Genomic DNA, 21,781 nt, shown 5'->3' on the forward strand with positions numbered 1-21,781 from the left:
TGGTGTAACTCCGTGGTGTAAAACTGCTTAACGCCCATCGCCGGTGCATTATTCAGCCGATGCGGCGCTGGCAGGCCGACGATATGCTTGGACGATCGCGCCGGGTCGACGCTGCGCCCCTTTCCCGGTAGAGCACGGCCCATGAGCACCGAAGCAACGCCGCACGTCTCCGTCTTGGTGGTCGCCTATCGTTCGACCGATTTCATTCGGCAGTGCGTGGCCGGGATCGCGGCCGCGGCGGCGACGACGCCGTACGAGATCCTGATGATCGACAATGGCGGCGGCGATACCGAGGCGCTGGTGCGCGCCGGGCTTCCCCAGGTCCGCATCGTGCCCAGCGAAGGCAATATCGGCTTCGGCGCCGGCAATAATCGCTGCGCCGCGCATGCGCGGGCGCCGCTGCTGCTGCTCGTCAATCCGGACGCCGTCCCGCAGCCGGGTGCAATCGACCGGCTGGTCGCCTTTGCCGCGGCCAACCCCGACGCCGCCGCCTGGGGTGGCCGTTCCTACGACCCCGCCGGCAATCTCGACGCCGCCAATTTCCTGGCGCTGCCCACCCCCGGCGACTTCGTGCTGTCGGTGGTCTCCGCCGGCCGGCTGCGGCGCGGTGGCCTGCCCGCCGAGGCGACCATGCATGGCGCGGTCGACGTGCTCAACGGCGGCTTCATGATGGTTCGCGCCGACGTGTGGCGCGAAATCGGCGGCTTCGACGAAAGCTTCTTCCTCTATTCGGAGGAAGTCGACCTGTTCAAGCGCATCCGCGACAAGGGCTATACTGTGCTGGTCGATCCCGGCGTGAAGGTGATGCACGACGCCGGCAGCGGCCATTCGCTGTCCGCCGGACGGATCATGTTCATGACGATCGGGCGGATGCACTATGCGCGCAAGCATTACAGCCCCACGGGCGCGCTCGTCGCGGGCTGGGGCATCTGGTTCGCGGCGCTCAAATATGCCGCGCTCGGCAGGCTGCTGGCGGGGGTGATGCCGGGCAAGCGCGAGCGCTTCACCTCGGTGAGCCGCGCCTGGACGCCGATCGTTCGCGAGCGCCAGCGCTGGTGGCACGGCTATCGCACCGGAAACGAAGGCCGCGGCTGACGCCCGGCCGATGGCAAAAGGGGCGGCGCCCGCCGGCGCCGCCCCGTCGTCGCTTACTGCGCGGCGTTGTCCGCCGGCGCGGCGGGGCTTGCCGCGGGCGGCGTAGCACTGTTCTGCAGCTGCGGCGGCGCCTGGTAGCCCGGCTGGTACTTCACGGTGGCGCGTGCCTTCTTCAGCCGCTCGTTGAGCTGGGCGTCGGCCGCCTTGCTGAAGCGTTCGTTGCGCAGCGCGTTCACCGCAAGCTCGCGCGCCTGATCGGCGGGCAGCGGCTGCACCGTGGCCGCGGTGATCACGTTCGCGGTCAGGCCCTGCTGGGTCGGCAGGATGAACATCTCGGCCGCAGGCAGCGCTGCGATCTTGGCGGTGATTTCCGGCGGCAGCGCCGCGGTGTCGATCTGGGTCGGCGCACGGCGGAACTGGGTGCCGTCGGCAGTCAGCTTGGCAGCCAGCTGATCCAGCGTCTTGAGCGGCGCGAACTGCTTGAACTTGTCGGCCGAGTTGGGCGGCGGGAACTGGATCTGCTCGACGCTGTAGATCTTGCGCTGTGCGAACCGCTCCGGATGCGCGGCCTGGTACTGCGCGATCTCCGCGTCGGTCGGCTGTGCGATCCCGCCCGCGATCTTGTCGCGCAGCATCGTCGTCAGGATCAGCTCGTCGGCGCGGCGTTCCTGGATCAGGAAGGCCGGCGTCTTGTCGAGCTTCTGTTCGCGCGCGACCTTGGAGAGGATCTTGCGTTCGATGATGCGCTGCAGCGCAAGCTGTTCGGCCAGCTTGCGGTCAGTCCCCGGCGGAACCTGCGAGGCCTGCACTTCCGCATTCAGCTCGAAAATGGTGATCTCGTCGCCGTCGACGCTGGCGACCACCTGCCCCTTGTCGAGCTTGCCGCCCTTGCCGCCGCATCCGGATACGGCCAGCGCGGCCGCAGCCACCGCCGTCACCAGGAACCATTTCTTCATGAAAACCTCCCCACCGGCACGGAATTGCGCACGGCACAAACTTCTACTTGAACCTATTCGGGCGGGCGGGCATCCGCAATAGCGTTGGCAGTGCAGCATGGCTCCCGCGGGGAGACAGATGGTACGAAGGGAATGGCATGGCAGACGCGACCGCAGTGGAACGAAATGCGGGCAAGCCGCTGAAGATGTGCCTCGCCGCCTCGGGGGGCGGCCACCTGCGCCAGATCCTCGATCTGGAATCGGTGTGGAAGGAACATGACTATTTCTTCGTCACCGAAGATACGGCGCTGGGCCGCAGCCTCGCCGAGAAGCATCCGGTGGAACTGGTCGAGCATTACGCGCTGGGCCAGGCCCGGCTGGGGCATCCGCTGCACATGCTGGGCGGCGCGTGGCGCAACTTCCGCCAGAGCCTTGCGATCGTGCGACGGCAGAAGCCCGATGTGGTGATCTCGACCGGCGCCGGGGCGGTGTTCTTTACCGCGCTGCTCGCCAAGCTCGCAGGTGCGAAATTTGTCCATATCGAAAGCTTCGCGCGCTTCCACCACCCCTCCGCCTTCGGCAAGATGGCCAAGGGCGTGGCGACGATCACCTTCGTCCAGTCGGCGGCACTCAAGCAGACCTGGCCCGATGCCGAGCTGTTCGATCCGTTCCGGATGCTCGACACCCCGCGCCCGCCCAAGCAGGCGCTCACCTTCGCCACGGTCGGCGCCACCCTGCCCTTCCCGCGGCTGGTGCAGGCAGTGCTCGATCTGAAGCGCGCGGGCGGTCTGCCGGGCAAGCTGGTGCTGCAATATGGCGACCAGGACCTGGCCGATCCGGGCATTCCCGACGTCGAGATCCGCCGCACCATCCCGTTCGACGATCTCCAGCTGCTGCTGCGCGATGCCGACATGGTGATCTGCCATGGCGGCACCGGATCGCTGGTCACCGCGCTGCGCGCCGGCTGCCGCGTGGTCGCCTTCCCGCGCCGCTTCGACCTGGGCGAGCATTATGACGATCACCAGGAGGAGATCGCGCAGACCTTCGCCGATCGCGGCTTGCTGCAGGCGGTGCGCGACGAAAGCAAGCTGGGCGAGGCGGTCGCTGCGGCCAAGGCGAGCGAGCCCAAGCTGGCGACCACCGATCAGACCGCGCTGGCCAACCGGCTGCGCGAGCTGCTCACCGGCTGGGGAGCCAAGAAACGATGAGCACGCCCCGGATCAGCGTCGTCCTTCCCCATTACAACGATTTGCACGGGCTCGCGCTGTGCCTCGATTCGATCGACCGCCAGACGATCGACCGCGATGCCTATGAGGTCATCGTCGGCGACAATGCCTCGCCGTGCGGCCTCGCCGCGGTCGAAGCCGTCGTCGCCGGCAGGGCGCGGGTGGTTACGATCCCCGAAAAGGGCGCCGGCCCCGCGCGCAACGGCGCGGCGGCGGAGGCACGCGGCGAGATCCTCGCCTTCATCGACAGCGACTGCGTCGCCCAGCCGGGCTGGCTGGCTGCAGGCGCGGCGATGGTGCGGCCCGGCACCTTCCTGGGCGGTCACATGTTCGTGCTGCCCCCCGAAGGCAAGCTGACCGGCAGCGCCGCGGTGGAGCTGGCGCTGGCGTTCGACAATGAGAGCTATGTCCGCAAGTCGCAGTTCACCGTCACTGCGAACCTGTTCGTGATGCGCGCGGACTTCGACCGGATCGGCGGCTTTCGCACCGGCGTTTCCGAAGACATCGAATGGTGCAACCGCGCCATCCGGATGGGGATGAAGATCGACTATTGCGGCGACGCCTCGGTCGGCCACCCGCCGCGCCCCGACTGGGATGCGATGCTCAAGAAGACGCGCCGAATCCAGCGCGAACTGTTCCTGCTGAGCCTTGAGCAGCCGCGCGGCCGGCTGCGCTGGGTGGTACGCTCGGCAATGCAGCCGGCGTTCATCCCCTCCGACTATGCACGGATCCTGCGCACGCCCGAAACCCAGGGTGCGCGCGCCAAGGCGCTTGGGACGCTGATCGCGCTCCGCTTCTGGCGCGGCGGCGCGGGGCTCTTGCAGGCGATCGGCCTGCCGGTCTGATCCCGATATGCGGCGAGGGGCACCTGGCCCCTCGCCCGCGCCTTCATACCGTCGCCAGCGCGTCCTCCAGCGTACCGCTGTCCAGCCGAAGCCGGCCGACCATCAGCCACAGATAGATGGGCAGCGTGTCGTCGGCGAAGCGGAAGCGACGCTCCCCGTCCTGCATCTCGGTCTCCAGACCCAACTGGGGGGTGAGCCCGGCCAGCTCCTGTTCCACCTGCTGTGCGGTGATCGGCGCACCCGGAAGCAGGTCCACCACGGCGCGACCGCTGAACCAGCCATCGATCGAGCGCGACGCTTCGCCAAGGGCCGCGAGCAGCGGATCATAGCGGCCGCCGACGAACTTGCGCATCTCCAGCACGGTGCGCGGCGCCATCCGGCCTTCCATCTCGACGATCGACGAATCGAGCGCGCGACGGAGATGGCCCTGATCGACCGTAAGACGGCCCTGATCGAGCGCCTCCACCGCGGCGTGGTGGCAGAGCAGCCGCGCGAAATAGGGCGAGCCCAGCGCGAGCAGATGGATGATTCTGGTCAGGTTCGGATCAAATCGCACGCCCGAGGCGGTTTCGCCCAACGCGATCATTTCCTGGACCTCGCTCTCCTCCAGCCGCGGCATCGGCAAGCCGATCACGTTGCGGCGGATCGACGGCACGTAGCCGATCAGTTCCTGGAGGTTGGAGGCAACGCCGGCGATCACCAGCTGGACGCGCGCGGCGCGATCCGACAGGTTCTTGATCAGCTCGGCGACCTGCTGGCGGAAGGCGGTATCCTCGACGCGATCATATTCGTCGAGGATGAGCAGCACGCGCGTACCGGTAACGTCGGCGCACAGATCGGCCAGCTCGCCGGCGCCGAACTTGCCCGCCGGCAGGCGATCGGCGAGGCTGCCGCCACTCTCCGCCTCACCCGCGTTGGGCGCGACCTCGCGGTGGAACAGCAGTGGCACGTCCTGCAGCACCGCGCGGAAAAGGTCGGAGAAATTCGCGTTGGCGCCGCATGTCGCATAGCTGACGATATAGCTCGATTCCCGCGCCACGTCCGCGAGTACGTGGAGCAGCGAGGTCTTGCCGATGCCGCGCTCGCCATACAGCACGACGTGGCTGCGCTGGCTCTCGATCGACGAGATCAGCCGGGCGAGCACGCCCAGGCGGCCCGCGAAGCTGGAGCGATCGGCGACCGGTTGGGTCGGCGTGAAATAGGTTGCCAGCGCGAAGCGGGCGCGGGTGATCTCGCGGCGCTCCTCACGGCGCCGATCCAGCGGCCGATCGAGCGCGGAGGCGCGGAAGGTCGGGAAGTCGGGACGCTGCCGGCTGGCGCCGTACGCATCGCGATGCGGCACCACCGTCGCCGCGACCGGGAGATAGCCATCGTCCTCAGGCAATTCGCGGCGCCCGAAGGGCCACAAGAACTTCAGCGTGGAACCTAAAGCCACTCGACCACCTCTTAAAAAATACGCCGCGGAAAAGCCGAGGCGAACCTGGGCTCTAGCCTCAGGACATCCTCTCCCCGTAGCGGCGGCCGCCTTTTCAGCGGCGCTTGATGAATTCGTACGGCTTGATCACGAACGCGATATACGCAAGCACCAATACGATCGTGAGAATCGCGAACACATGATAGTTCTCGTTCCCCAGATAGTTCGCGACCGCGCAGCCTATTGCCGGCGGTAAATAGCTGATCATCGTGTCGCGGACAACCGAATCGGCCTGGGAACGTTGCAGGAAGATAACGATCAGGCCGGCGAATATCGCGATGGTGACCCAATCATATGGCGTCTGCATGCATGTCCTTTCCATTCACCGCAGGAATCGAATGACTTCCCCGCGGCGTTCGCACCTGCACTAGCAGCGCGCGGGGCAACTCGCTAGATGCCCGCGAATGTGATAATAGCCCGTTAAGCAACCACCGCCTCGAAATGGGAGTTTGCGCTTGGTTCGACGTTTTCTCGCAAAGAAAACGGTCGGGGGACAGGGCCAGGGCAGGTTCCGGCGCCTTTGCCAGGGCGTTGATCCGGTTGCTTGTACTGGAGGCCATTGATAATGAAGCGAGCACCCGGGGGGACCACCGTGCGAGTACACGACATTCACAAGCCTGAAAAAGCGCGCCCGACGGGCCGTTTCACGCTATCCTGCCGCATCATTGCACTCTTCGCGACTGCAGCATCGGCGCATCCCGCTCTGGCACAGCGCTCGGGTTTCACGCCGCGGCCGTCGACCGGCGGGCGCCAGATCGACGTGCGCGCGACGGGGCTGATCGAATATAACGACAATGTCATCGCCAGCGATCCGCGGATCAGTCGTGGCGGCGGCAGCTCGGGCGACGTGCTCGTCGCGCCCTCGCTCGATCTGAACGTCGTGCTGCCACGCGCCACCGGCACCACCTATCTGGCAGGCTCGGTCGGTTACCGGTTCTACAACAAATACACCTATCTGAACCGCGAGAACATCACCCTGACCGGCGGTGCCGACCAGCGGCTGGCATCGTGCCTGGCGCATGGCGAAATCGGCTATCAGCGCCGGATCAGCGACCTGTCCACCCTGTACGCGCTCGACGCCCCGCAGAGTTTCAACAACACCGAGGAAGCGCGGCGGTACAGCGCCGACATCGGCTGCGGCGGGGCCTATGGCCTGCGTCCCACGCTGGCCTATTCGCGCACCGAAGTGCGCAACAGCCAGACGCTGCGCAAATATGCCGATGCGAATACCGACACCTTCACCGCGCAGCTGGGGCTGCAGTCGCCCTCGCTGGGGACAGTCTCGGTATTCGGGCGCTATTCGAACAGCGTCTACATCCATCGGCCGACTGCGGGCGGCGGCGTCGGCAGCGACGGGATCAAGAGCTATGCGGGGGGCGTCCAGCTCGAGCGCGCCGTATCGAGCCGCCTGAACTTCACCGGATCGGTGAATTACACCAAGGTCGATCCGAAGCTGCCGGGCACGGAAAGCTTCTCGGGGATCGGCTTCGATGTAGCCGCGGTGTACAACGCCGACCTGTTCACACTACAGGTCGCCGGCTCGCGCGCCGCGCAGCCATCGACGATCTATTTCGTCAGCTACGAGATCATGACCATGCTGTCGGGTTCGATCGCGCATGATCTCAGCACCCGCACCCGGATTTCGCTGAGCGCGAACAAGACGTGGCGCGACTATGCGTCGTCGACGCTCTTCGTAGGTGCCCCAATTTCGGGCAGCGACAACATGTTGTCCCTGGGTGCCAACGCGTCCTACAACGCGACTCGACGCCTGCGCTTCAATCTGGGCGTCGGCTATGACGAACGGACGTCCAACATCCGGCTTTTCAAATACCACGCCAAGCGCGTCAGTCTTTCGACGTCGCTGGCGCTCTGACAAGGGCCGCATCCATGTACGACAAGAGTAGGTTTCTGTTGGTCTCGACGCTCGCCGGCATGACCGCGCTCGCGGTGCCTGCCGCGGCGCAGATCGCCACGATGCGTCCTTCCGCCCCGGCGACGCGCCCGCGCCCTGCTGCTGCCCAGCCGCAGCAGCAGACGCCGGCCGAGCCCGTACAGACCGCAGCACCGGCCGCGCCGATCGCGTCCGGCTCCGCGCCGGTCGGCTACCTCATCGGCGTCGACGACGTTCTCGAAGTGGACGTACTCGGCCAGAGCGACTTCAAGACCCGCGCCCGCGTGCAGTCCGACGGCACGGTCACGCTGCCCTATCTGGGCGCGGTCGTCGCCAAGGGCGAGACCGCGATCACGCTGGTCAAGAAGCTTCAGGATCTGCTGAAGGCCGGCGGCTATTATGCCAAGCCGATCGTCAGCGTCGATATCGTAAGCTTCGTCAGCAACTATGTGACGGTGCTCGGCCAGGTCGGCACCGCCGGGCTGCAGCCGGTCGATCGCGGCTATCACGTCTCGGAAATCATCGCGCGCGCGGGCGGGCTCAAGGCCGATGCCGCGGACTTCGTGATGCTCACCCGCGCCGACGGCACCAACGTCAAGCTCGACTACAAGAAGCTGGCCCAGGGCGGGCCGACGGACGATCCCACCGTGGCCGCAGGCGACAAGGTGTTCGTGCCCGAAGTGGAGCGTTTCTACATTTATGGCCAAGTGAACGCGCCTGGGGTATATCCGATTCGGGCGGACATGACTCTCCGCCGCGCGGTCGCGCAGGGTGGCGGTCTCGGACCGGCCGGCTCGATCAAGCGGGTCAAGGTCACGCGCGATGGCCAGGAGCTCAAGTTGAAGCTGGACGATCCGATCAAGCCCGGCGACACGATCGTCATCGGCGAGCGGTTGTTCTGATCTAGGCATGTTGGCAGCTGACGAGGCGCACCAGTGAATATCGTACAATTTTTCCGCATTCTCTGGGCGCGTCGGTGGATCATCCTCCCGGCGTTCCTCGTCTGCGTCACCACCGCCACGCTGGTCGTGCAGTTCCTGCCGGAGCGCTACAAGGCGACCACCCGGCTGGTGCTCGACACGTTCAAGCCGGATCCGGTCACCGGCCAGGTGATGAACTCGCAGTTCATGCGCGCCTATGTGCAGACGCAGACCGAGCTGATCGAGGACTATGCGACCGCAGGTCGCGTGGTCGACGAGCTCGGCTGGGCCAACGACCCGGCCAACATCGCCGCGTTCAACGCCTCCCCGGCGGCTGCGACCGGTGACATCCGTCGCTGGCTCGCCCGCCAGATCATCAGCAACACCAACGCCAATGTGATCGAGGGGAGCAACATCCTCGAGATCTCCTACTCGGACAGCTCGGCGGATCGTGCCGAGCGGATCGCCAACATGATCCGCACCGCCTTCCTCGCCCAGGCGCTGTCGAACAAGCGTTCCGCGGCAACCAAGTCGGCCGACTGGTATGCGCAGCAGGCCGAATCCGCCCGCCAGGCGCTGCTCGCGGCGGTCGAGGCGCGCACCGCCTTCGTCAAGAAGTCGGGCATCGTCCTCACCGACACCGGCGGGGATCTCGACACGCAGAAGCTCACCCAGCTTACCGGCCAGGCCGCGATGCCCGCGGCGCCGGTGGTGGCAGCCGGCGGCATGGGCCCGGCGCAGCTCCAGCTCGCGCAGATCGACCAGCAGATCCAGCAGGCGGCGACCAATCTCGGTCCGAACCATCCTGCCTTCCAGGCACTGCAGCGCCAGCGCGCGGTGTACGCCAAGGCGGCGGCGCAGGAGCGCGCGCAGGCCGGCGGCGGCGCCGGCTCGGCGCAAAGCGCGCTCGAGAGCGCGGCCAACGCCCAGCGCGCCCGCGTGCTCGGCAACCGCCAGGAAGTTGACCAGCTTGCCCAGCTCCAGCGCGACGTGACGCTGAAGCAGGATCAATATATGAAGGCCGCCCAGCGCGTCGCCGATCTGCGCCTCGAAGCGAGCAGCAACGACACGGGCATGTCGACGCTGAGCGAAGCAAGCGCGCCCGACAGCCCCTATTACCCCAAGGTGCCGATGATCATCGGCGGTGCCGCGGCCTTCGGCCTGGGCCTGGGCCTGCTGGTCGCGCTGCTCGTCGAGCTGCTCGGCCGCCGCGTGCGCAGCCCCGAAGATCTCGAAACCGCGGTCGACGCACCGGTGCTGGGTGTGGTGCAGAGCCGCGCCGCCCTCGCCGCCCGCCTGCGTCGCACCCAAGAAACTCTTGGCGAAACCGCCGAACCGCACGGAGCTGCAGTAAACTGATGGACGCGATGACCACGCCCGAACCGCTGCCCGAAGGCGATCGTCCCAGCGCCGTCCCGACGACGCCGGACACCACAGCCGCGCTCGAATACCAGCTCGTCCTGTCCGACCCCACCGGGATCGAGGCGGAGGCAATCCGCGCGCTTCGCACCCGCATCATCGCGCAGCACCTGCGCGAGGGGCGCCGTGCGCTGGCGCTCTGCGCCGCGTCGGAAGGTGCCGGCTGCAGCTTCGTCGCGATCAACCTCGCGACCGCGCTCGCGCAGATCGGCATCAAGACCGCGCTGGTCGACGCCAATCTCCGCGCCCCGGCGGTCGGTGCCGCCTTCGGGATCGATCCGGCCAAGCCTGGCCTGGCCGACTATCTGGCTTCGGGCGACGTCGAGCTCGCCTCGATCATCCACCCGACCGGGCTGGACCAGCTGTCGATCATCCCCGCCGGCCATGTCGAGCACAGCCCGCAGGAACTGCTCTCGTCCGAGCAGTTCCGCGACGTGACGACGCAGCTGCTCCGCGAGTTCGACATCACCATCTTCGATACGACCGCGGCAAACACCTGCGCCGATGCGCAGCGCGTCGCCAACGTCGCCGGCTATGCGATGATCGTCGCCCGCAAGGACAACAGCTATATACGCGATGTCAACACGCTGACCCGTACACTGCGTGCCGACCGGACCAACGTCGTCGGTTGCGTGCTGAACGGATATTGATTTGGACCACATGACTGCGACCGCCCTGGAGCGGCAGCAAGGCAGGGCGAGCGGCGGCTATTGGTTCGCCATCGCCGGCCTGCTGGCCCTGGCGATCCCGACCTTCATCACCCTGGGCCGCCAGGTGTGGAGCGCCGAAGGCGGCGTGCACGGCCCGATCGTGCTCGCCACGGGCGCCTGGATGCTCGCGCGCCAGCGCAGCTCGATCGAGGCGCTGCGCGCGCCGGGCAATCTTGCGATCGGCATGCTGTCGCTGCTGCTGTCGCTCGCGGTCTACACGCTGGGCCGCGTCTTCGACTTCATCAGCATCGAGACCTTCGGGCTGGTGGGTGCCGTGATCAGCGCCGGCTATCTCTATTTCGGCGGCCGCGCGCTGCGCGCCGCCTGGTTCCCGGTCCTCTGGCTGTTCTTCCTGGTGCCGCCGCCGAGCTGGGCGGTCGACCGCGTCACCGCGCCGCTCAAGGAGTTCGTCTCCTATGCGGCGACGGGGTTCCTGTCGTGGCTCGACTATCCGATCCTGCGCCAGGGTGTGACGCTGTTTGTCGGCCCCTATCAGTTGCTGGTCGAGGATGCCTGTTCGGGGCTGCGCTCGCTCTCCAGTCTGGTCGTGGTGACGCTGCTGTACATCTACATCAAGAACAAGCCGTCGTGGCGCTATGCGCTGTTCATCGCCGCGCTAGTGATCCCGGTGGCGGTGCTCACCAACATCCTGCGCATCGTCATCCTGGTGCTGATCACCTACCATCTCGGCGACGAGGCCGCGCAGAGCTTCCTCCACGTCTCCACCGGCATGGTGATGTTCGTGGTGGCGCTGCTCGGCATCTTCGCGATCGACTGGGCGGTCGAGCAGGCTCAGCTGTTCCTGCGTCGGAGGTCCCATGTTTAACCGGCGTGACCTGCTGATCGGCGGCGGCTGCTTCGCCGCGGCCGGCGCCTCGCTCGGCCTCAAGCCGCGGCGCCGCATGGACCTGCTCGGCGCGACCAAGCTGGATGCGTTGATGCCCAAGGCGTTCGGCGCCTGGAAGGCAGAAGATACCGGCGCGCTGATCGCGCCGCCGCGCGAGGGCAGCCTGGAAGACAAGCTGTACAACCAGGTGGTCAGCCGCGCCTTTTCGCGGCCCGATGGCACCACGGTGATGCTGCTGATCGCTTATGGCAACGCCCAGACCGATCTGCTCCAGCTGCACCGGCCCGAGGTCTGCTATCCGTTCTTTGGCTTTACGGTGCTGGAGAGCCATGCGCAGATGATCCCGATCGCCGACAAGGTGGCGATCCCGGGCCGCGCGCTGACCGCGACCAACTACAACCGCACCGAACAGATCCTCTACTGGGCGCGCGTGGGCGAATATCTGCCGCAATCGGGCAACGAGCAGCTGATGGCGCGGCTCAAGAGCCAGATGGCCGGCTGGATCGTCGACGGCGTGCTCGTGCGCATCTCGACGGTCAACGGCGAGGCCGGGGAAGGTCTGGCGGCGAATCTCGATTTCGCGCGCGAGCTGGTCAAGGTGCTCGACCCGCGGGTGCTCCGTCCGCTGCTCGGCACGCAGATGACCGCGGCGATCGAACCGCACCACCAGGCAGGCGCCTGATGCCATCGGGGCGGCGTCGGCGCCGCCCCGCCCCTTTCTGCGGATGAAAACGCTGCCGCGGCTCGGGCCTGTCGCCGCCCAAAAAGGCACGCGGCACGGCACTAGCGACTCTTCCTCCCCGCGCGGATCGCCCTATGAAAAGACGCGGCCGCGCCGCATATGAAGAAGAACAGGGGGAGGAAACCGAATGCGCAGGACCATGTTCGCGCTCGCGCTTGCGGCATCGATGCCGCTGCCGGCCGTCGCACAACCCGTGACGCTGCACATTACCGCCGACAACTTTTTCTGGTATATACCGAACTCGGATGCGCCGGCCTTCGATCATGCGGATCTTCGCCTGACCATCGATTTCGACCGAACCTCCGCCGCCTTCGACCGCACCCAGCAGGGACTGACGGTGCACGCCTTCAACATTCCCTATGAAGTCTGGTACTCCTGGGATGGTGCCAGCCTGTCGATCGGCAGATATCCGGTGGACTATGGCGGGTGCGAGATCGTCGCGCAGTCTTTCTGCACCATGATCGATCATCCCTTCTCCGCCGCGCCGACCGCGCCCTTCTTCTTCTATGCCGATGGCAAGGGCGACTGGACCGCCGCCAATGTCGCGGTGACGGCGACCTCCGCCGTGCCCGAGCCCACCGCATGGGCGTCGCTGATCACCGGCATGGCCGCTCTTAGCACCGCGCTGCGCTATCGACGCAGGCGCCAGATGCCCGCCCCTATTTGATCGCCAGGCCGCGCGCGCGATCAGGCCGACTCCGCCATCCCGTGCGGCAGGCGTTGCGAGCGAACCAGCGCCGCAGGTGTGCGGTCCGAGACGATGTCGAACCGGTCGCCATCGACCCAGACCTCGGGCACGAGCGCGCGGGCATTGTAGGTCGAGGCCATCGCCGCGCCATAGGCGCCGGCAGTCGCCAGCACGGCGAGGTCGCCTTCCTCTACGTGCTCGATGGCGCGCGCATGGGCGAAGCTGTCGCCCGATTCGCAGACCGGCCCGACGACGTGCGCAACGAATCGCTCCGAACTGCACGGACGCACCGGCACGAAGTCGTGCCATGCGTCGTAGAGCGCGGGTCGCGCCAGGTCGTTCATCGCCGCGTCGACGATCACGAACGGGTGCGGCTGGGCCGGCTTGACCCACAGCACCCGGGTGAGCAGCACGCCTGCCGCCGCGACTAGGAAGCGCCCTGGCTCGAACAGCAAGGTGACGTCCCAGCCCGCCGTCTCGCGGACGACCATGGCGCCATAGGCGACGACATCGGCCCCCGCCTCCCCCGCGCGATAGGCCACGCCGAGCCCGCCGCCGAGATCAACGTGCGTGATGGAATATTCCTGCCCCCGCAAGGCGGTCACGAGCGCGCCGATCTTCCGATAGGCGGTGCACAGCGGCGCGAGATCGGTGATCTGGCTGCCGATATGCACCGCGACGCCCTGCAGCTTGAGCCCCGGCAGCGCGGCGAGACGACGATAGACGGGCACGGCCTCCGGATAGGGAATGCCGAACTTGCTGTCGGTCAGCGCGGTGCTGATCTTGGCATGGGTATGCGCATCGACCAGGGGGTTCACCCGCAGCAGTGCCGTCGCCCGCACCCCGCGCGCGCGGGCGAGTGCGGAAAGCACCTCGCCCTCACGCTCGTGCTCGATGTTGAACCGGCCGATCCCCGCATCCAGCGCCGCCGCCATCTCCTCGCGCGTCTTGCCGACCCCCGAATAGACGATGGCGTCGGGCGCGATGCCGCCGGCGCGGGCCGCCTGCAGTTCGCCGCCCGAGACGATATCGGCGCCGAAGCCGAAGCCCGACAGCGTGTGCAGGATCGCCGGGTGCGGATTGGCCTTCACGGCGTAGAGCAATTGCTTGCGCGCGATCGGTGCCAAAGCATCGACGAAGCTGCGCGCCGCGTCGCGCAATGCGGTCGCGGAATAGACATAGGCAGGCGTACCGACGGCGTCGGCGATCGCCGGCAGCAGTACACCCTCGGCGTGAAGCGTGCCGTCACGCATCTGGAAAGACATGGAGGTTCCTTGTTGCGGTCGCGAGGCGAGGTCAGCCGCGCGGCGGGCGCCCGGTGCGGCGAGCCTGCAGCCGCTCGGGCAGATGCCGGTGGCGGCTGCATTCCACGCGGATCGCCAGCGGCGCGCGCTTGCCCTGCACCACCAGCACGAGGCCGAGGATCGCGAGCGGGAAGCCGAGCAGCAGCAGCGTCCCCGCCCCTTCCGGACCGCTGATATCGGTGAGCGTCCCCGCCAGCCCGCCCGCGATCAACAGGAAAGCACCGACTCCGCGCCAGAGGCGATCTCCCTGCCGGTTCATTGCGCGGACTCCCGAACCGGACCACCCAACGCCATGTTCCCGGCACGGCGCGCTAGCGCGGCGAACCGCGCCAGTTCCGATCGATCCGCCGCATAGAGGAGGATATCCGCAGGGAAGGCGGCTTCCGCGTGCAGCGCCGCTTCGACGCTGCCACAATCGAACTGCACCGCGATCGCGCGGTCCGCCATCGCCGCCGCGGCGCGGCGCGCGCGGGCGAGCGCGGCGGCGTCGCCGTCCACCCCCCGCGCCTCGATCGCGACGAAGCCGAGCGCACGCGCACGCCCCAATATCGGCAGCAGCAGCGCGCCGTCGCCGCACGCGGCATCGACGATGCGGACGCTGCGCCGTCCCGCCGCGTGCAGCATCTTGAGCTGTTCGAGCACGGCCGTCCAGCGCAGGTCCCGCGCGGCGACGGCCTCGGCGGCGTCGCACAAGGCATGGCGGACGATGGCGGACAGCGGCGCACCGGATCGCACCGGCGGAACGGCATAGGCATATTCGAGATGCATGGCCGCCGCCTCAGGCCGCGCGACGCGGTGCGCGCTCGTCGGCGGCGACCGGTGCGAAGGAGATGCACGGCACCAGTGGCTGCCCCGCCTCGGCGCATGCGGCGCCGGGGAAGGCGTGCCGCTCGGCCCGCGCAAACTGCCATGCCGCCTCGCGCGAGACGAAGCGGCCTTCCATCAGACCGTGATTTTCCTGGACCAGCCAATGCCCCTCCCGGTCCTGCCCCACCCAGAGGATGGTGGCAGCCGGATCGGGCGCCGCAACGAGATCGGACGCCATGCCGAACGCACTCCTACAAGCGCCGACTCCTGATGGAGCCGGCACCCGCAAGCTAGGCGGGGCCTGCATTAAGCTTCGAGAGCGAAGCCGGGCACGCGGCGTTAGAATTGCATAAAGTCGGGTGCCGGACCCGAACACCCGCAGGGGCTAGGCGTGCAGCGTCTGCGACTTGATCCGGATGCCCTGCCCCTCGTTTCCGCCAGGCTGTTGGAACAGGATGTCCAACTCGCGTCCGCCGGAGACGCCGCGGTCGCAGACGCCGGCAAAGACCGGCGCGATATCTTCGCGCGGCGCCGTAGTCCGGATGTCGAGATACCAGGAAAAGCTGTTCGTCGTCGGCCAGTGCGCCAGCGCCAGCCATGCGCTTTCGATGCGCGGATCCGGCAGCACGATCGCCTGTATCCGCGCGATCAACGCGGTGGGCGTTTCCTGCGGCGTTCCGAGCAGGGCCTGGGTGTCCTGCTCCGCCGTCCATGGGACCGGCTGGCCCAGGATGGCCCGCAGATCGCGCGATCGCCAGGTGACGTTGTAGCTCGAGGCCGGGTTGAGCCAGGCGCCGTCCGCCGCGACGATCTCCAGCGCCGTCTTGCCCAGCAATTGGACATAGCCGGTGCCCGCGCCGAAGGCCTCGGCGACGCGAAGCTCGGAGGTGAAAAGCGCCGGGTAGCTTTCGCCGTCGAAGCGCCGGGCACGGAGGATCGACAGGCTTTCTCCCGCCTGGATCACGCTCGTGCCCGATTCCGCCGGGGCTTCGGGCGTGGCGAAGAGCAGCGGCGCCTCCAGCAACATGGCGGTGAAGTGCTCGCGATATTTGACGTCATCGCCGGCCCGCATCAATGCGCGTTCGAGGTCGTTCTGCGGCTCGAAGCGCGGGGGAACGGCCGAGCTTTCCTGCCCAGCATGATCGGCCTCCGTGTCCGCGCGCTCCGTCTTCGCCGCGTTCCGTTTCGCCAACCACTTGAACATGGCTTCCCCCCCAAGATCGAGGGCCGCCCGGCGAGCAGCGCGGGCGGCCTATCTCTCCCTCTTAGATGCAAAGGAAGGGCGGCGGGAACCATGCCCGCCTCGCCTCACCGCTCGTGCAGCGCGTCGCTCCCCGTTTCCAGCACCGGGCCGACCAGATAGCTGAGCAGCGTCCGCTTGCCGGTGACGATGTCGGCGCTGGCGATCATGCCTGGGCGCAGCGGCACCTGCGCGCCGTGCGCGTTCACATAATTGCGATCGAGCGCGATCCGCGCCTTGTACACCGGCGACTGGCCTTCCTTCATCTGCACTGCCTCGGGGCTGATCCCCACCACGGTGCCGGGGATCATGCCGTAGCGCGTGTAGGGGAAGGCCTGCAGCTTCACCTTCACCGGCATGCCGGTGCGGACGAAGCCGATGTCGCTATTGTCGATCATCACCTCGGCCTCGAGCCGCGCCTTGTCGGGCACGATCGAGAGGAGCGGCTTCACGCCTTCGACCACGCCGCCCTCGGTGTGCACCTGAAGCTGCGAGACGGTGCCGCTCACCGGCGCGCGCAGCTCGCGGAAGCTGCTGCGCAGGCTCGCCTTGGCGACGTCCTCGCTGCGCCCGCGCACCTCACCTTCGGCCTTGACCAGATCCTGCAGCACCTGCGCGCGGGCTTCATCGCGCGTTCGCGCCGAAAGACTGCTCGCGCTGTGCGATTGCTGGCCGAGCTTGGCGACCCCGGCACGCGCGGCGGCGAGGTCCTGGCGTTCAGAGATCAGCTGGCGGCGCAGCTCGACGACGCGCAGCTTGGAGACATAGCCCTTCGCAGCCATCGCCTCATTGGCGGCGACCTGCTGTTCGAGCAGTGGCAGCGATTGTTCGAGCTTCTGCACCTGCGCCTGCGCCTCGGCGGCGGCGGAGACGGCGGCGCCGCTGTCCGATCGTCCGCCGGCAGTCGCCGCCTCGATCTGGCCGAGCCGGGCGCGCGCGAGGTCGCGGTGGGTCGCCGCCTCGGCCGGGCTGGCGCCGGCGGGCGCGACGAAGCGGAAGCCCTTGCCGTCGAGCGCGTCGACGATCGCCTGGTTGCGCGCGACCTCGAGCTGGGCGCTGAGCAAGGCGACCTTGGCCTGCGTGGCCTCGGCCGCCGACATGGTCGGGTCGAGCGTGACCAATACCTGGCCCTTGCTGACCTTCTGGCCCTCGCCCACCAGGATTCGGCGGACGATGCCCGATTCGGGCGACTGGACGATCTTGGTCTCGCCGATCGGCGCGATTCGGCCTTGCGTCGGCGCGACCACTTCGACCTTGCCGATCGCCAGCCAGGCGGTGGTGATCGCCAGCCCCGCCACCATCACCCGGGCGGTGAGCCGCGCGGTGGGCGAAACCGGCCGCTCGATGATCTCGAGCGCGGCGGGCAGGAAGGTGGTATCGTAATCGACGGTCCGTGCGGGCAGCACCGTGCCGCGGATCCGGGCGAGCGGCCCGCGCGGGCCCATGGTGACGACGGCGTTCATGCGGCAATCTCCCCGAAGCCGCTTTGGCGGCGGTGCAGGTCGGCATAGCGGCCGCCTAGGCGCAGCAATTCGTCATGACGGCCGCTCTCGACGATGCGGCCCTGTTCGAGCGTGATGATCCGGTCGCAGCCGCGCACCGCCGACAGGCGATGGGCGATGATCACCAGCGTGCGGCCGGCGGAGATCGCGCGCAGATTGTTCTGGATCAGCTCCTCGCTCTCGGCGTCGAGCGCCGAGGTCGCCTCGTCGAACACCAGGATGCGCGGATTGCCGACCAGCGCGCGGGCGATGGCGAGCCGCTGGCGCTGGCCGCCCGACAGGTTGACGCCGCGCTCGACGATTTCGGTGTCATAGCCGCGCGGCTGGCGCAGGATGAAGTCGTGCGCGCCGGCAAGCTGGGCTGCCGCCACGACATGCTCGAAGGGCATGGCGGGGTTGGACAGCGCGATATTCTCGCGGATCGTGCGGCTGAACAGCAGGTTCTCCTGCAGCACCACGCCGATCTGCCGGCGCAGCCAGGACGCATCGAGCTGCGCGACATCGACTTCGTCGACCAGCACGCGGCCGTTGCTCGGCAGGTTGAGCCGCTGGAGCAGCTTCGCCAGCGTCGACTTGCCCGAGCCCGACGAGCCGACGATGCCCAGCGACGTCCCCTCCGGGATGTCGAGCGTGATGTCGCTCAGCACCGGCGGCTGGTCCTCGGCATAGCGGAAGCTGACATTCTCGAAGCGGATCGCGCCGCGCAGCACGGGCAGCGTCGCCGCCGAGGCGGGGCGCGGCTCTACGGGGTGGTTGAGCACGTCGCCGAGGCGCTCGATCGCGATGCGCACCTGCTGGAAGTCCTGCCACAGCTGCGCCATGCGGATCACCGGGCCCGAGACGCGCTGCGCGAACATGTTGAACGCGACCAGCGCGCCGACGCTCATCGCACCGCCGATCACCGCCTGCGCGCCGAAGAACAGGATCGCGGCGAAGCTGAGCTTGGAGATCATCTCGATCGCCTGGCTGCCGGTATTGGCGGTGTTGATGAGCCGCTGCGAGGCGCCGGTATAGGCGGCGAGCTGGCGCTCCCAGCCATTCTGCCAGTGCGGCTCCACCGCGGTCGCCTTGATCGTGTGGATGCCCGAGACGCTCTCGACGAGCAGCGCGTTGCTGGCCGAGCTCTTCTCGAACTTGTCCTCGACGAGCTTGCGCAGCGGACCTGCCACGCTGAACGACACGATCGCGTACAGGATCAGCGATACCAGCACGATGCCCGAGAGCATGGGGGAATAGAACAGCATCGCCGCGAGGAAGACGAGCGTGAACAGCGGATCGACCAGCACGGTGAGCGAGGCGTTGGTCAGGAACTCGCGGATCGTCTCGAGCTGGCGGACGCGGGTGACGGTGTCGCCCACCCGGCGCTTCTCGAAATAGGAAAGCGGCAGCGCGAGAAGATGGTGGAACAACCGCGCGCCCAGCTCGACGTCGATCTTCTGCGTCGTCTCGGTGAACAGCCGGGTGCGGATCCAGCCCAGCGCCACTTCCCAGACCGACACGAACAGAAAGGCGAATGCGAGCACGCTCAGCGTGCTCATGCTGTTGTGGATCAGCACCTTGTCGATCACGCTCTGGAACAGCAGCGGCGCGGCAAGGCCGAGCAGGTTGAGCGCGAAGGTGATGCCGAGCACCTCAAGGAAGAGCTTGCGGTAGCGCATGAACTGCGCGGTGAACCAGGAGAAACCGAAGCGCAGCGGCCGTCCCACCACCGCACGCGTGGTGAGCAGTATCAGTGTGCCGGACCAGATCGAGTCGAGCCCATCGCGATCGACCTGCTCGGGCGCATGGCCGGGGCGCTGGATGATCACGCCATGTTCGGTGAGGCCGCCGATCACGAACCACCCGTCGGGTCCGTCGGCGATCGCGGGCAGCGGCTGGCGGGCAAGGCCGCCGCGCGGCACGTCCACCGCCTTGGCGCGGACGCCCTGCTGGCGCTTGGCGAGCAGGATCAGATCGTCGATCGTCGGCGAGTCGCCGTGCCCCAGCGCGTGGCGGAGCTGTTCGGGGGTGATCGCGATATTGTGGACGCCGAGCAGCAGCGACAGCGCCACCAGCCCGGATTCGCGCAGTTCGGCCTCGCGCTCCGCGGCCGATGGGCCCGCAAAAGCGCTTTGCAGGGTGGCCTGCATCTCGTCGCGTGTCATTTCCGGAACTCTGCCTCCATGGCGCTACTCTTCCGCGCCATGATGAAGAAGGCTGGTAAAGACTCGATTAAGCCAAATGTTTCTGTGGTTTATGCGTAGGTGTCGGTCGCCCTCGCTGCGGCGGTTCAACCATCCTTAAGCCAGGCAGCTTAAAGCACATGGCGAAGTGGCCCGCGCCGGGCCCTGGGAAATTCGCGTTGCGTCGCAGCAATTTATTACAAAACCCACGCTGCATATGCGAAGGAGGAGCGTGTTCTCCCGTTGCCGACGCATGCGGCGCCCTTGATCCTGCCACTTTCCTGGGCCTACATCGGCGCAGGTCGCACTCCGCCGGAAAATACGGCAAATAGTGTCGTGTCGGAGGGATATTTGTACGCGGTTCCTGCGTTCGTGCGGGTTACCCCGTCGGCGCGAACCATAATTCAGGGTATGATCTTGCTGAATCTCGGTCCCAAAAACATACCGTTTGATCGATACCGAGACTTCCGGATCGCGATTCGTCTCATTATAATGCACTGCAACAGGCCGACTCGGCCGCTGTCAGCGTGCAGTTTCCGTTGAGGGAGCCCGATGAGGCCATGAACGCTTTCGAAGCACAGCGCGCCTTTGAGGAGCAACTTCGGGCGCACGCCCGGATCGACCCGGCCGTAGCCCCGGTGTGGCGTCGATCGACGCTCCGCATGGTTCTTTACACCGAATTGCTGCTGCTCGACAGCATCGCCATTCTGGCAGCCTTCTATCTTGCCGCCTGCACGCGCGACGGCAACTGGCTGTCGCTCGCCGGCATCAATGTCGGCGTGTTCCTGCTGCCGATCACGCTCGGTACCGCGCTGGCCAGCGGCACCTATTCGCTGGCGTGCCTGCGCTACCCGGTGAGCGGGGTGAAGAACATTTTCTCGGCTTTCTTCTTCTCCGTGTTCGTCGTGCTGCTCGGCAGCTATCTGCTGACCGCGGAGCTGCCGCTGTCGCGCGTCCAGCTCGGCGAGGGCGCGCTGCTCTCGCTGTTGTTCGTCACGATCGGCCGGCTGCTGTTCCGCCGCCACGTCCGCGCCGCGACCGGCGGCCGGCTGCTCGACGAGCTGGTGATCGTCGATGGCGTGTCGCTCGACGTGGCCGGCAATGCGGTGGCGCTCGACGCGCGGATCATCAACCTCTCGCCCAATCCGCGCGACCCGCAGATGCTGCATCGGCTCGGCACCACCGTGATCGGGTTCGATCGGGTGATCGTTGCCTGCACCGAGGAGCATCGTGCGGTCTGGGCGCTGCTACTCAAGGGCATGAACATCAAGGGCGAGATCCTCGTCCCCCAGTTCAATGCGCTCGGTGCGATCGGCGTCGACTCGTACGACGGCAAGGATACGCTGGTCGTCTCGCAGGGGCCGCTCAGCATGCCGAACCGCGCCAAGAAGCGCGCGCTCGATCTGGCGATCACCGTGCCTGCGGTGCTCGCGCTGTCGCCGCTCATGATCATCGTGGCGATCCTGATCAAGCTGGAAAGCCCGGGCCCGGTGCTGTTTGCGCAAGACCGCGTCGGCCGCGGCAACCGGCTGTTCAAAATCCTCAAGTTCCGCTCCATGCGGGTCACGCTGTGCGATGCCAACGGCAACGTCTCGGCGAGCCGCGACGACGATCGGATCACCAAGGTCGGCCGCTTCATCCGCAAGACCAGCATCGACGAGCTGCCGCAGCTGCTCAACGTGCTGCGTGGCGACATGAGCGTGGTGGGCCCGCGCCCCCACGCGCTCGGCTCGCGCGCCGCCGATCATCTGTTCTGGGAAATCGACGAGCGCTACTGGCACCGCCACACGCTCAAACCCGGCATGACCGGCCTCGCCCAGGTGCGCGGCTTCCGCGGCGCCACCGATCGCCGCGTCGATCTGACCAACCGTCTCCAGGCGGACATGGAATATATCGACGGCTGGGATATCTGGCGCGATATCACCATCCTGTTCAAGACGCTCCGGGTGATCGTGCACTCCAACGCGTTCTAAG

21 protein-coding genes are annotated in these 21,781 nt (G+C 67.2%); 11 read left to right on the forward strand and 10 right to left on the reverse strand.

All coding sequences use genetic code 11. From position 1 onward, the window contains the following. Window positions 1-141: 141 nt before the first annotated feature. Window positions 142-1,095 (forward strand): glycosyltransferase family 2 protein, encoded by a 954-nt coding sequence (locus RT655_RS06685; protein ID WP_313535691.1) that lies wholly within the window; start codon window positions 142-144, stop codon window positions 1,093-1,095. A gap of 53 nt (window positions 1,096-1,148) precedes the next feature. Here the strand turns inward: RT655_RS06685 and RT655_RS06690 are convergent, their stop codons facing one another. Next, window positions 1,149-2,051: an EpsD family peptidyl-prolyl cis-trans isomerase gene (locus RT655_RS06690; RefSeq protein ID WP_313535692.1), complete on the reverse strand. Its 903-nt coding sequence runs from the start codon at window positions 2,049-2,051 to the stop codon at window positions 1,149-1,151. Between the two features lie 137 nt (window positions 2,052-2,188). On the opposite strand from RT655_RS06690, the gene welK reads away from it, so the two are divergent. Both welK and RT655_RS06700 read left to right on the forward strand, forming a co-directional pair. Further along, window positions 2,189-3,238 (forward strand): beta-1,4-glucuronosyltransferase WelK, encoded by a 1,050-nt coding sequence (gene welK / locus RT655_RS06695; protein ID WP_313535694.1) that lies wholly within the window; start codon window positions 2,189-2,191, stop codon window positions 3,236-3,238. Beyond that, window positions 3,235-4,101, forward strand: coding sequence for a glycosyltransferase family 2 protein (locus tag RT655_RS06700; protein ID WP_313535695.1), 867 nt, complete (start codon window positions 3,235-3,237; stop codon window positions 4,099-4,101). The genes welK and RT655_RS06700 overlap by 4 nt, the downstream gene beginning before the upstream one ends. Window positions 4,102-4,144: 43 nt before the next feature. Here RT655_RS06700 and RT655_RS06705 read toward each other — a convergent pair whose 3' ends face one another. Both RT655_RS06705 and RT655_RS06710 read right to left on the reverse strand, forming a co-directional pair. Beyond that, on the reverse strand, window positions 4,145-5,536 hold the full coding sequence (locus RT655_RS06705; protein WP_313535696.1) for an ATP-binding protein: 1,392 nt from the start codon (window positions 5,534-5,536) through the stop codon (window positions 4,145-4,147). A 94-nt stretch (window positions 5,537-5,630) separates the two neighbouring features. Next, complete coding sequence (locus RT655_RS06710; RefSeq protein ID WP_093294116.1) at window positions 5,631-5,882, reverse strand: XrtV sorting system accessory protein; 252 nt, start codon at window positions 5,880-5,882, stop codon at window positions 5,631-5,633. Window positions 5,883-6,140: 258 nt separating this feature from the next. On the opposite strand from RT655_RS06710, the gene RT655_RS06715 reads away from it, so the two are divergent. The 7 genes from RT655_RS06715 (at window position 6,141) to RT655_RS06745 (ending at window position 12,771) form a co-directional block, all read left to right on the forward strand. Continuing rightward, window positions 6,141-7,448: an outer membrane beta-barrel protein gene (locus tag RT655_RS06715; protein ID WP_313535697.1), complete on the forward strand. Its 1,308-nt coding sequence runs from the start codon at window positions 6,141-6,143 to the stop codon at window positions 7,446-7,448. 14 nt (window positions 7,449-7,462) lie between these two features. After that, on the forward strand, window positions 7,463-8,368 hold the full coding sequence (locus tag RT655_RS06720; RefSeq protein ID WP_313535698.1) for an SLBB domain-containing protein: 906 nt from the start codon (window positions 7,463-7,465) through the stop codon (window positions 8,366-8,368). Window positions 8,369-8,401: 33 nt separating this feature from the next. Then, window positions 8,402-9,745, forward strand: coding sequence for a Wzz/FepE/Etk N-terminal domain-containing protein (locus RT655_RS06725; protein WP_313535699.1), 1,344 nt, complete (start codon window positions 8,402-8,404; stop codon window positions 9,743-9,745). Next, complete coding sequence (locus RT655_RS06730; RefSeq protein WP_313535700.1) at window positions 9,745-10,455, forward strand: CpsD/CapB family tyrosine-protein kinase; 711 nt, start codon at window positions 9,745-9,747, stop codon at window positions 10,453-10,455. The genes RT655_RS06725 and RT655_RS06730 overlap by 1 nt, the downstream gene beginning before the upstream one ends. 10 nt (window positions 10,456-10,465) lie before the next feature. Further along, the gene (gene xrtV, locus RT655_RS06735) at window positions 10,466-11,341 is read left to right on the forward strand and encodes an exosortase V (RefSeq protein ID WP_313535701.1); all 876 of its coding nucleotides are present in this window, start codon (window positions 10,466-10,468) and stop codon (window positions 11,339-11,341) included. Next, window positions 11,334-12,044 carry an exosortase-associated protein EpsI, V-type gene (gene epsI / locus RT655_RS06740; RefSeq protein ID WP_313535703.1) on the forward strand — a complete coding sequence of 237 codons (711 nt, stop codon included), beginning with the start codon at window positions 11,334-11,336 and terminating at the stop codon, window positions 12,042-12,044. The genes xrtV and epsI overlap by 8 nt, the downstream gene beginning before the upstream one ends. Before the next feature lie 187 nt (window positions 12,045-12,231). After that, on the forward strand, window positions 12,232-12,771 hold the full coding sequence (locus RT655_RS06745) for a PEP-CTERM sorting domain-containing protein (protein ID WP_313535704.1): 540 nt from the start codon (window positions 12,232-12,234) through the stop codon (window positions 12,769-12,771). 20 nt (window positions 12,772-12,791) lie between these two features. Here the strand turns inward: RT655_RS06745 and lysA are convergent, their stop codons facing one another. The 7 genes from lysA to RT655_RS06780 form a co-directional block, all read right to left on the reverse strand. Further along, the gene (gene lysA / locus RT655_RS06750) at window positions 12,792-14,057 is read right to left on the reverse strand and encodes a diaminopimelate decarboxylase (protein WP_313535705.1); all 1,266 of its coding nucleotides are present in this window, start codon (window positions 14,055-14,057) and stop codon (window positions 12,792-12,794) included. Between the two features lie 31 nt (window positions 14,058-14,088). Beyond that, entirely contained in the window at window positions 14,089-14,355 is a 267-nt protein-coding gene (locus RT655_RS06755) for a hypothetical protein (RefSeq protein WP_313535707.1), read from the reverse strand. Further along, the gene (locus RT655_RS06760) at window positions 14,352-14,864 is read right to left on the reverse strand and encodes an SAM-dependent methyltransferase (protein WP_313535708.1); all 513 of its coding nucleotides are present in this window, start codon (window positions 14,862-14,864) and stop codon (window positions 14,352-14,354) included. The genes RT655_RS06755 and RT655_RS06760 overlap by 4 nt, the downstream gene beginning before the upstream one ends. 10 nt (window positions 14,865-14,874) lie before the next feature. Next, the gene (locus RT655_RS06765) at window positions 14,875-15,141 is read right to left on the reverse strand and encodes a hypothetical protein (RefSeq protein ID WP_313535709.1); all 267 of its coding nucleotides are present in this window, start codon (window positions 15,139-15,141) and stop codon (window positions 14,875-14,877) included. Window positions 15,142-15,288: 147 nt separating this feature from the next. Then, complete coding sequence (locus tag RT655_RS06770) at window positions 15,289-16,107, reverse strand: enhanced serine sensitivity protein SseB C-terminal domain-containing protein (RefSeq protein WP_313535710.1); 819 nt, start codon at window positions 16,105-16,107, stop codon at window positions 15,289-15,291. Between the two features lie 104 nt (window positions 16,108-16,211). Beyond that, the gene (locus RT655_RS06775) at window positions 16,212-17,606 is read right to left on the reverse strand and encodes an HlyD family type I secretion periplasmic adaptor subunit (RefSeq protein WP_313535711.1); all 1,395 of its coding nucleotides are present in this window, start codon (window positions 17,604-17,606) and stop codon (window positions 16,212-16,214) included. Continuing rightward, window positions 17,603-19,789 (reverse strand): type I secretion system permease/ATPase, encoded by a 2,187-nt coding sequence (locus RT655_RS06780; protein WP_313535712.1) that lies wholly within the window; start codon window positions 19,787-19,789, stop codon window positions 17,603-17,605. Before RT655_RS06780 ends, RT655_RS06775 begins: the two co-directional genes overlap by 4 nt. 578 nt (window positions 19,790-20,367) lie before the next feature. On the opposite strand from RT655_RS06780, the gene RT655_RS06785 reads away from it, so the two are divergent. Beyond that, window positions 20,368-21,780: an exopolysaccharide biosynthesis polyprenyl glycosylphosphotransferase gene (locus RT655_RS06785; protein ID WP_313535713.1), complete on the forward strand. Its 1,413-nt coding sequence runs from the start codon at window positions 20,368-20,370 to the stop codon at window positions 21,778-21,780. Window position 21,781 lies beyond the last annotated feature (1 nt).

The organism is Sphingomonas sp. (assembly GCF_032114135.1).
GTDB lineage: Bacteria > Pseudomonadota > Alphaproteobacteria > Sphingomonadales > Sphingomonadaceae > Sphingomonas.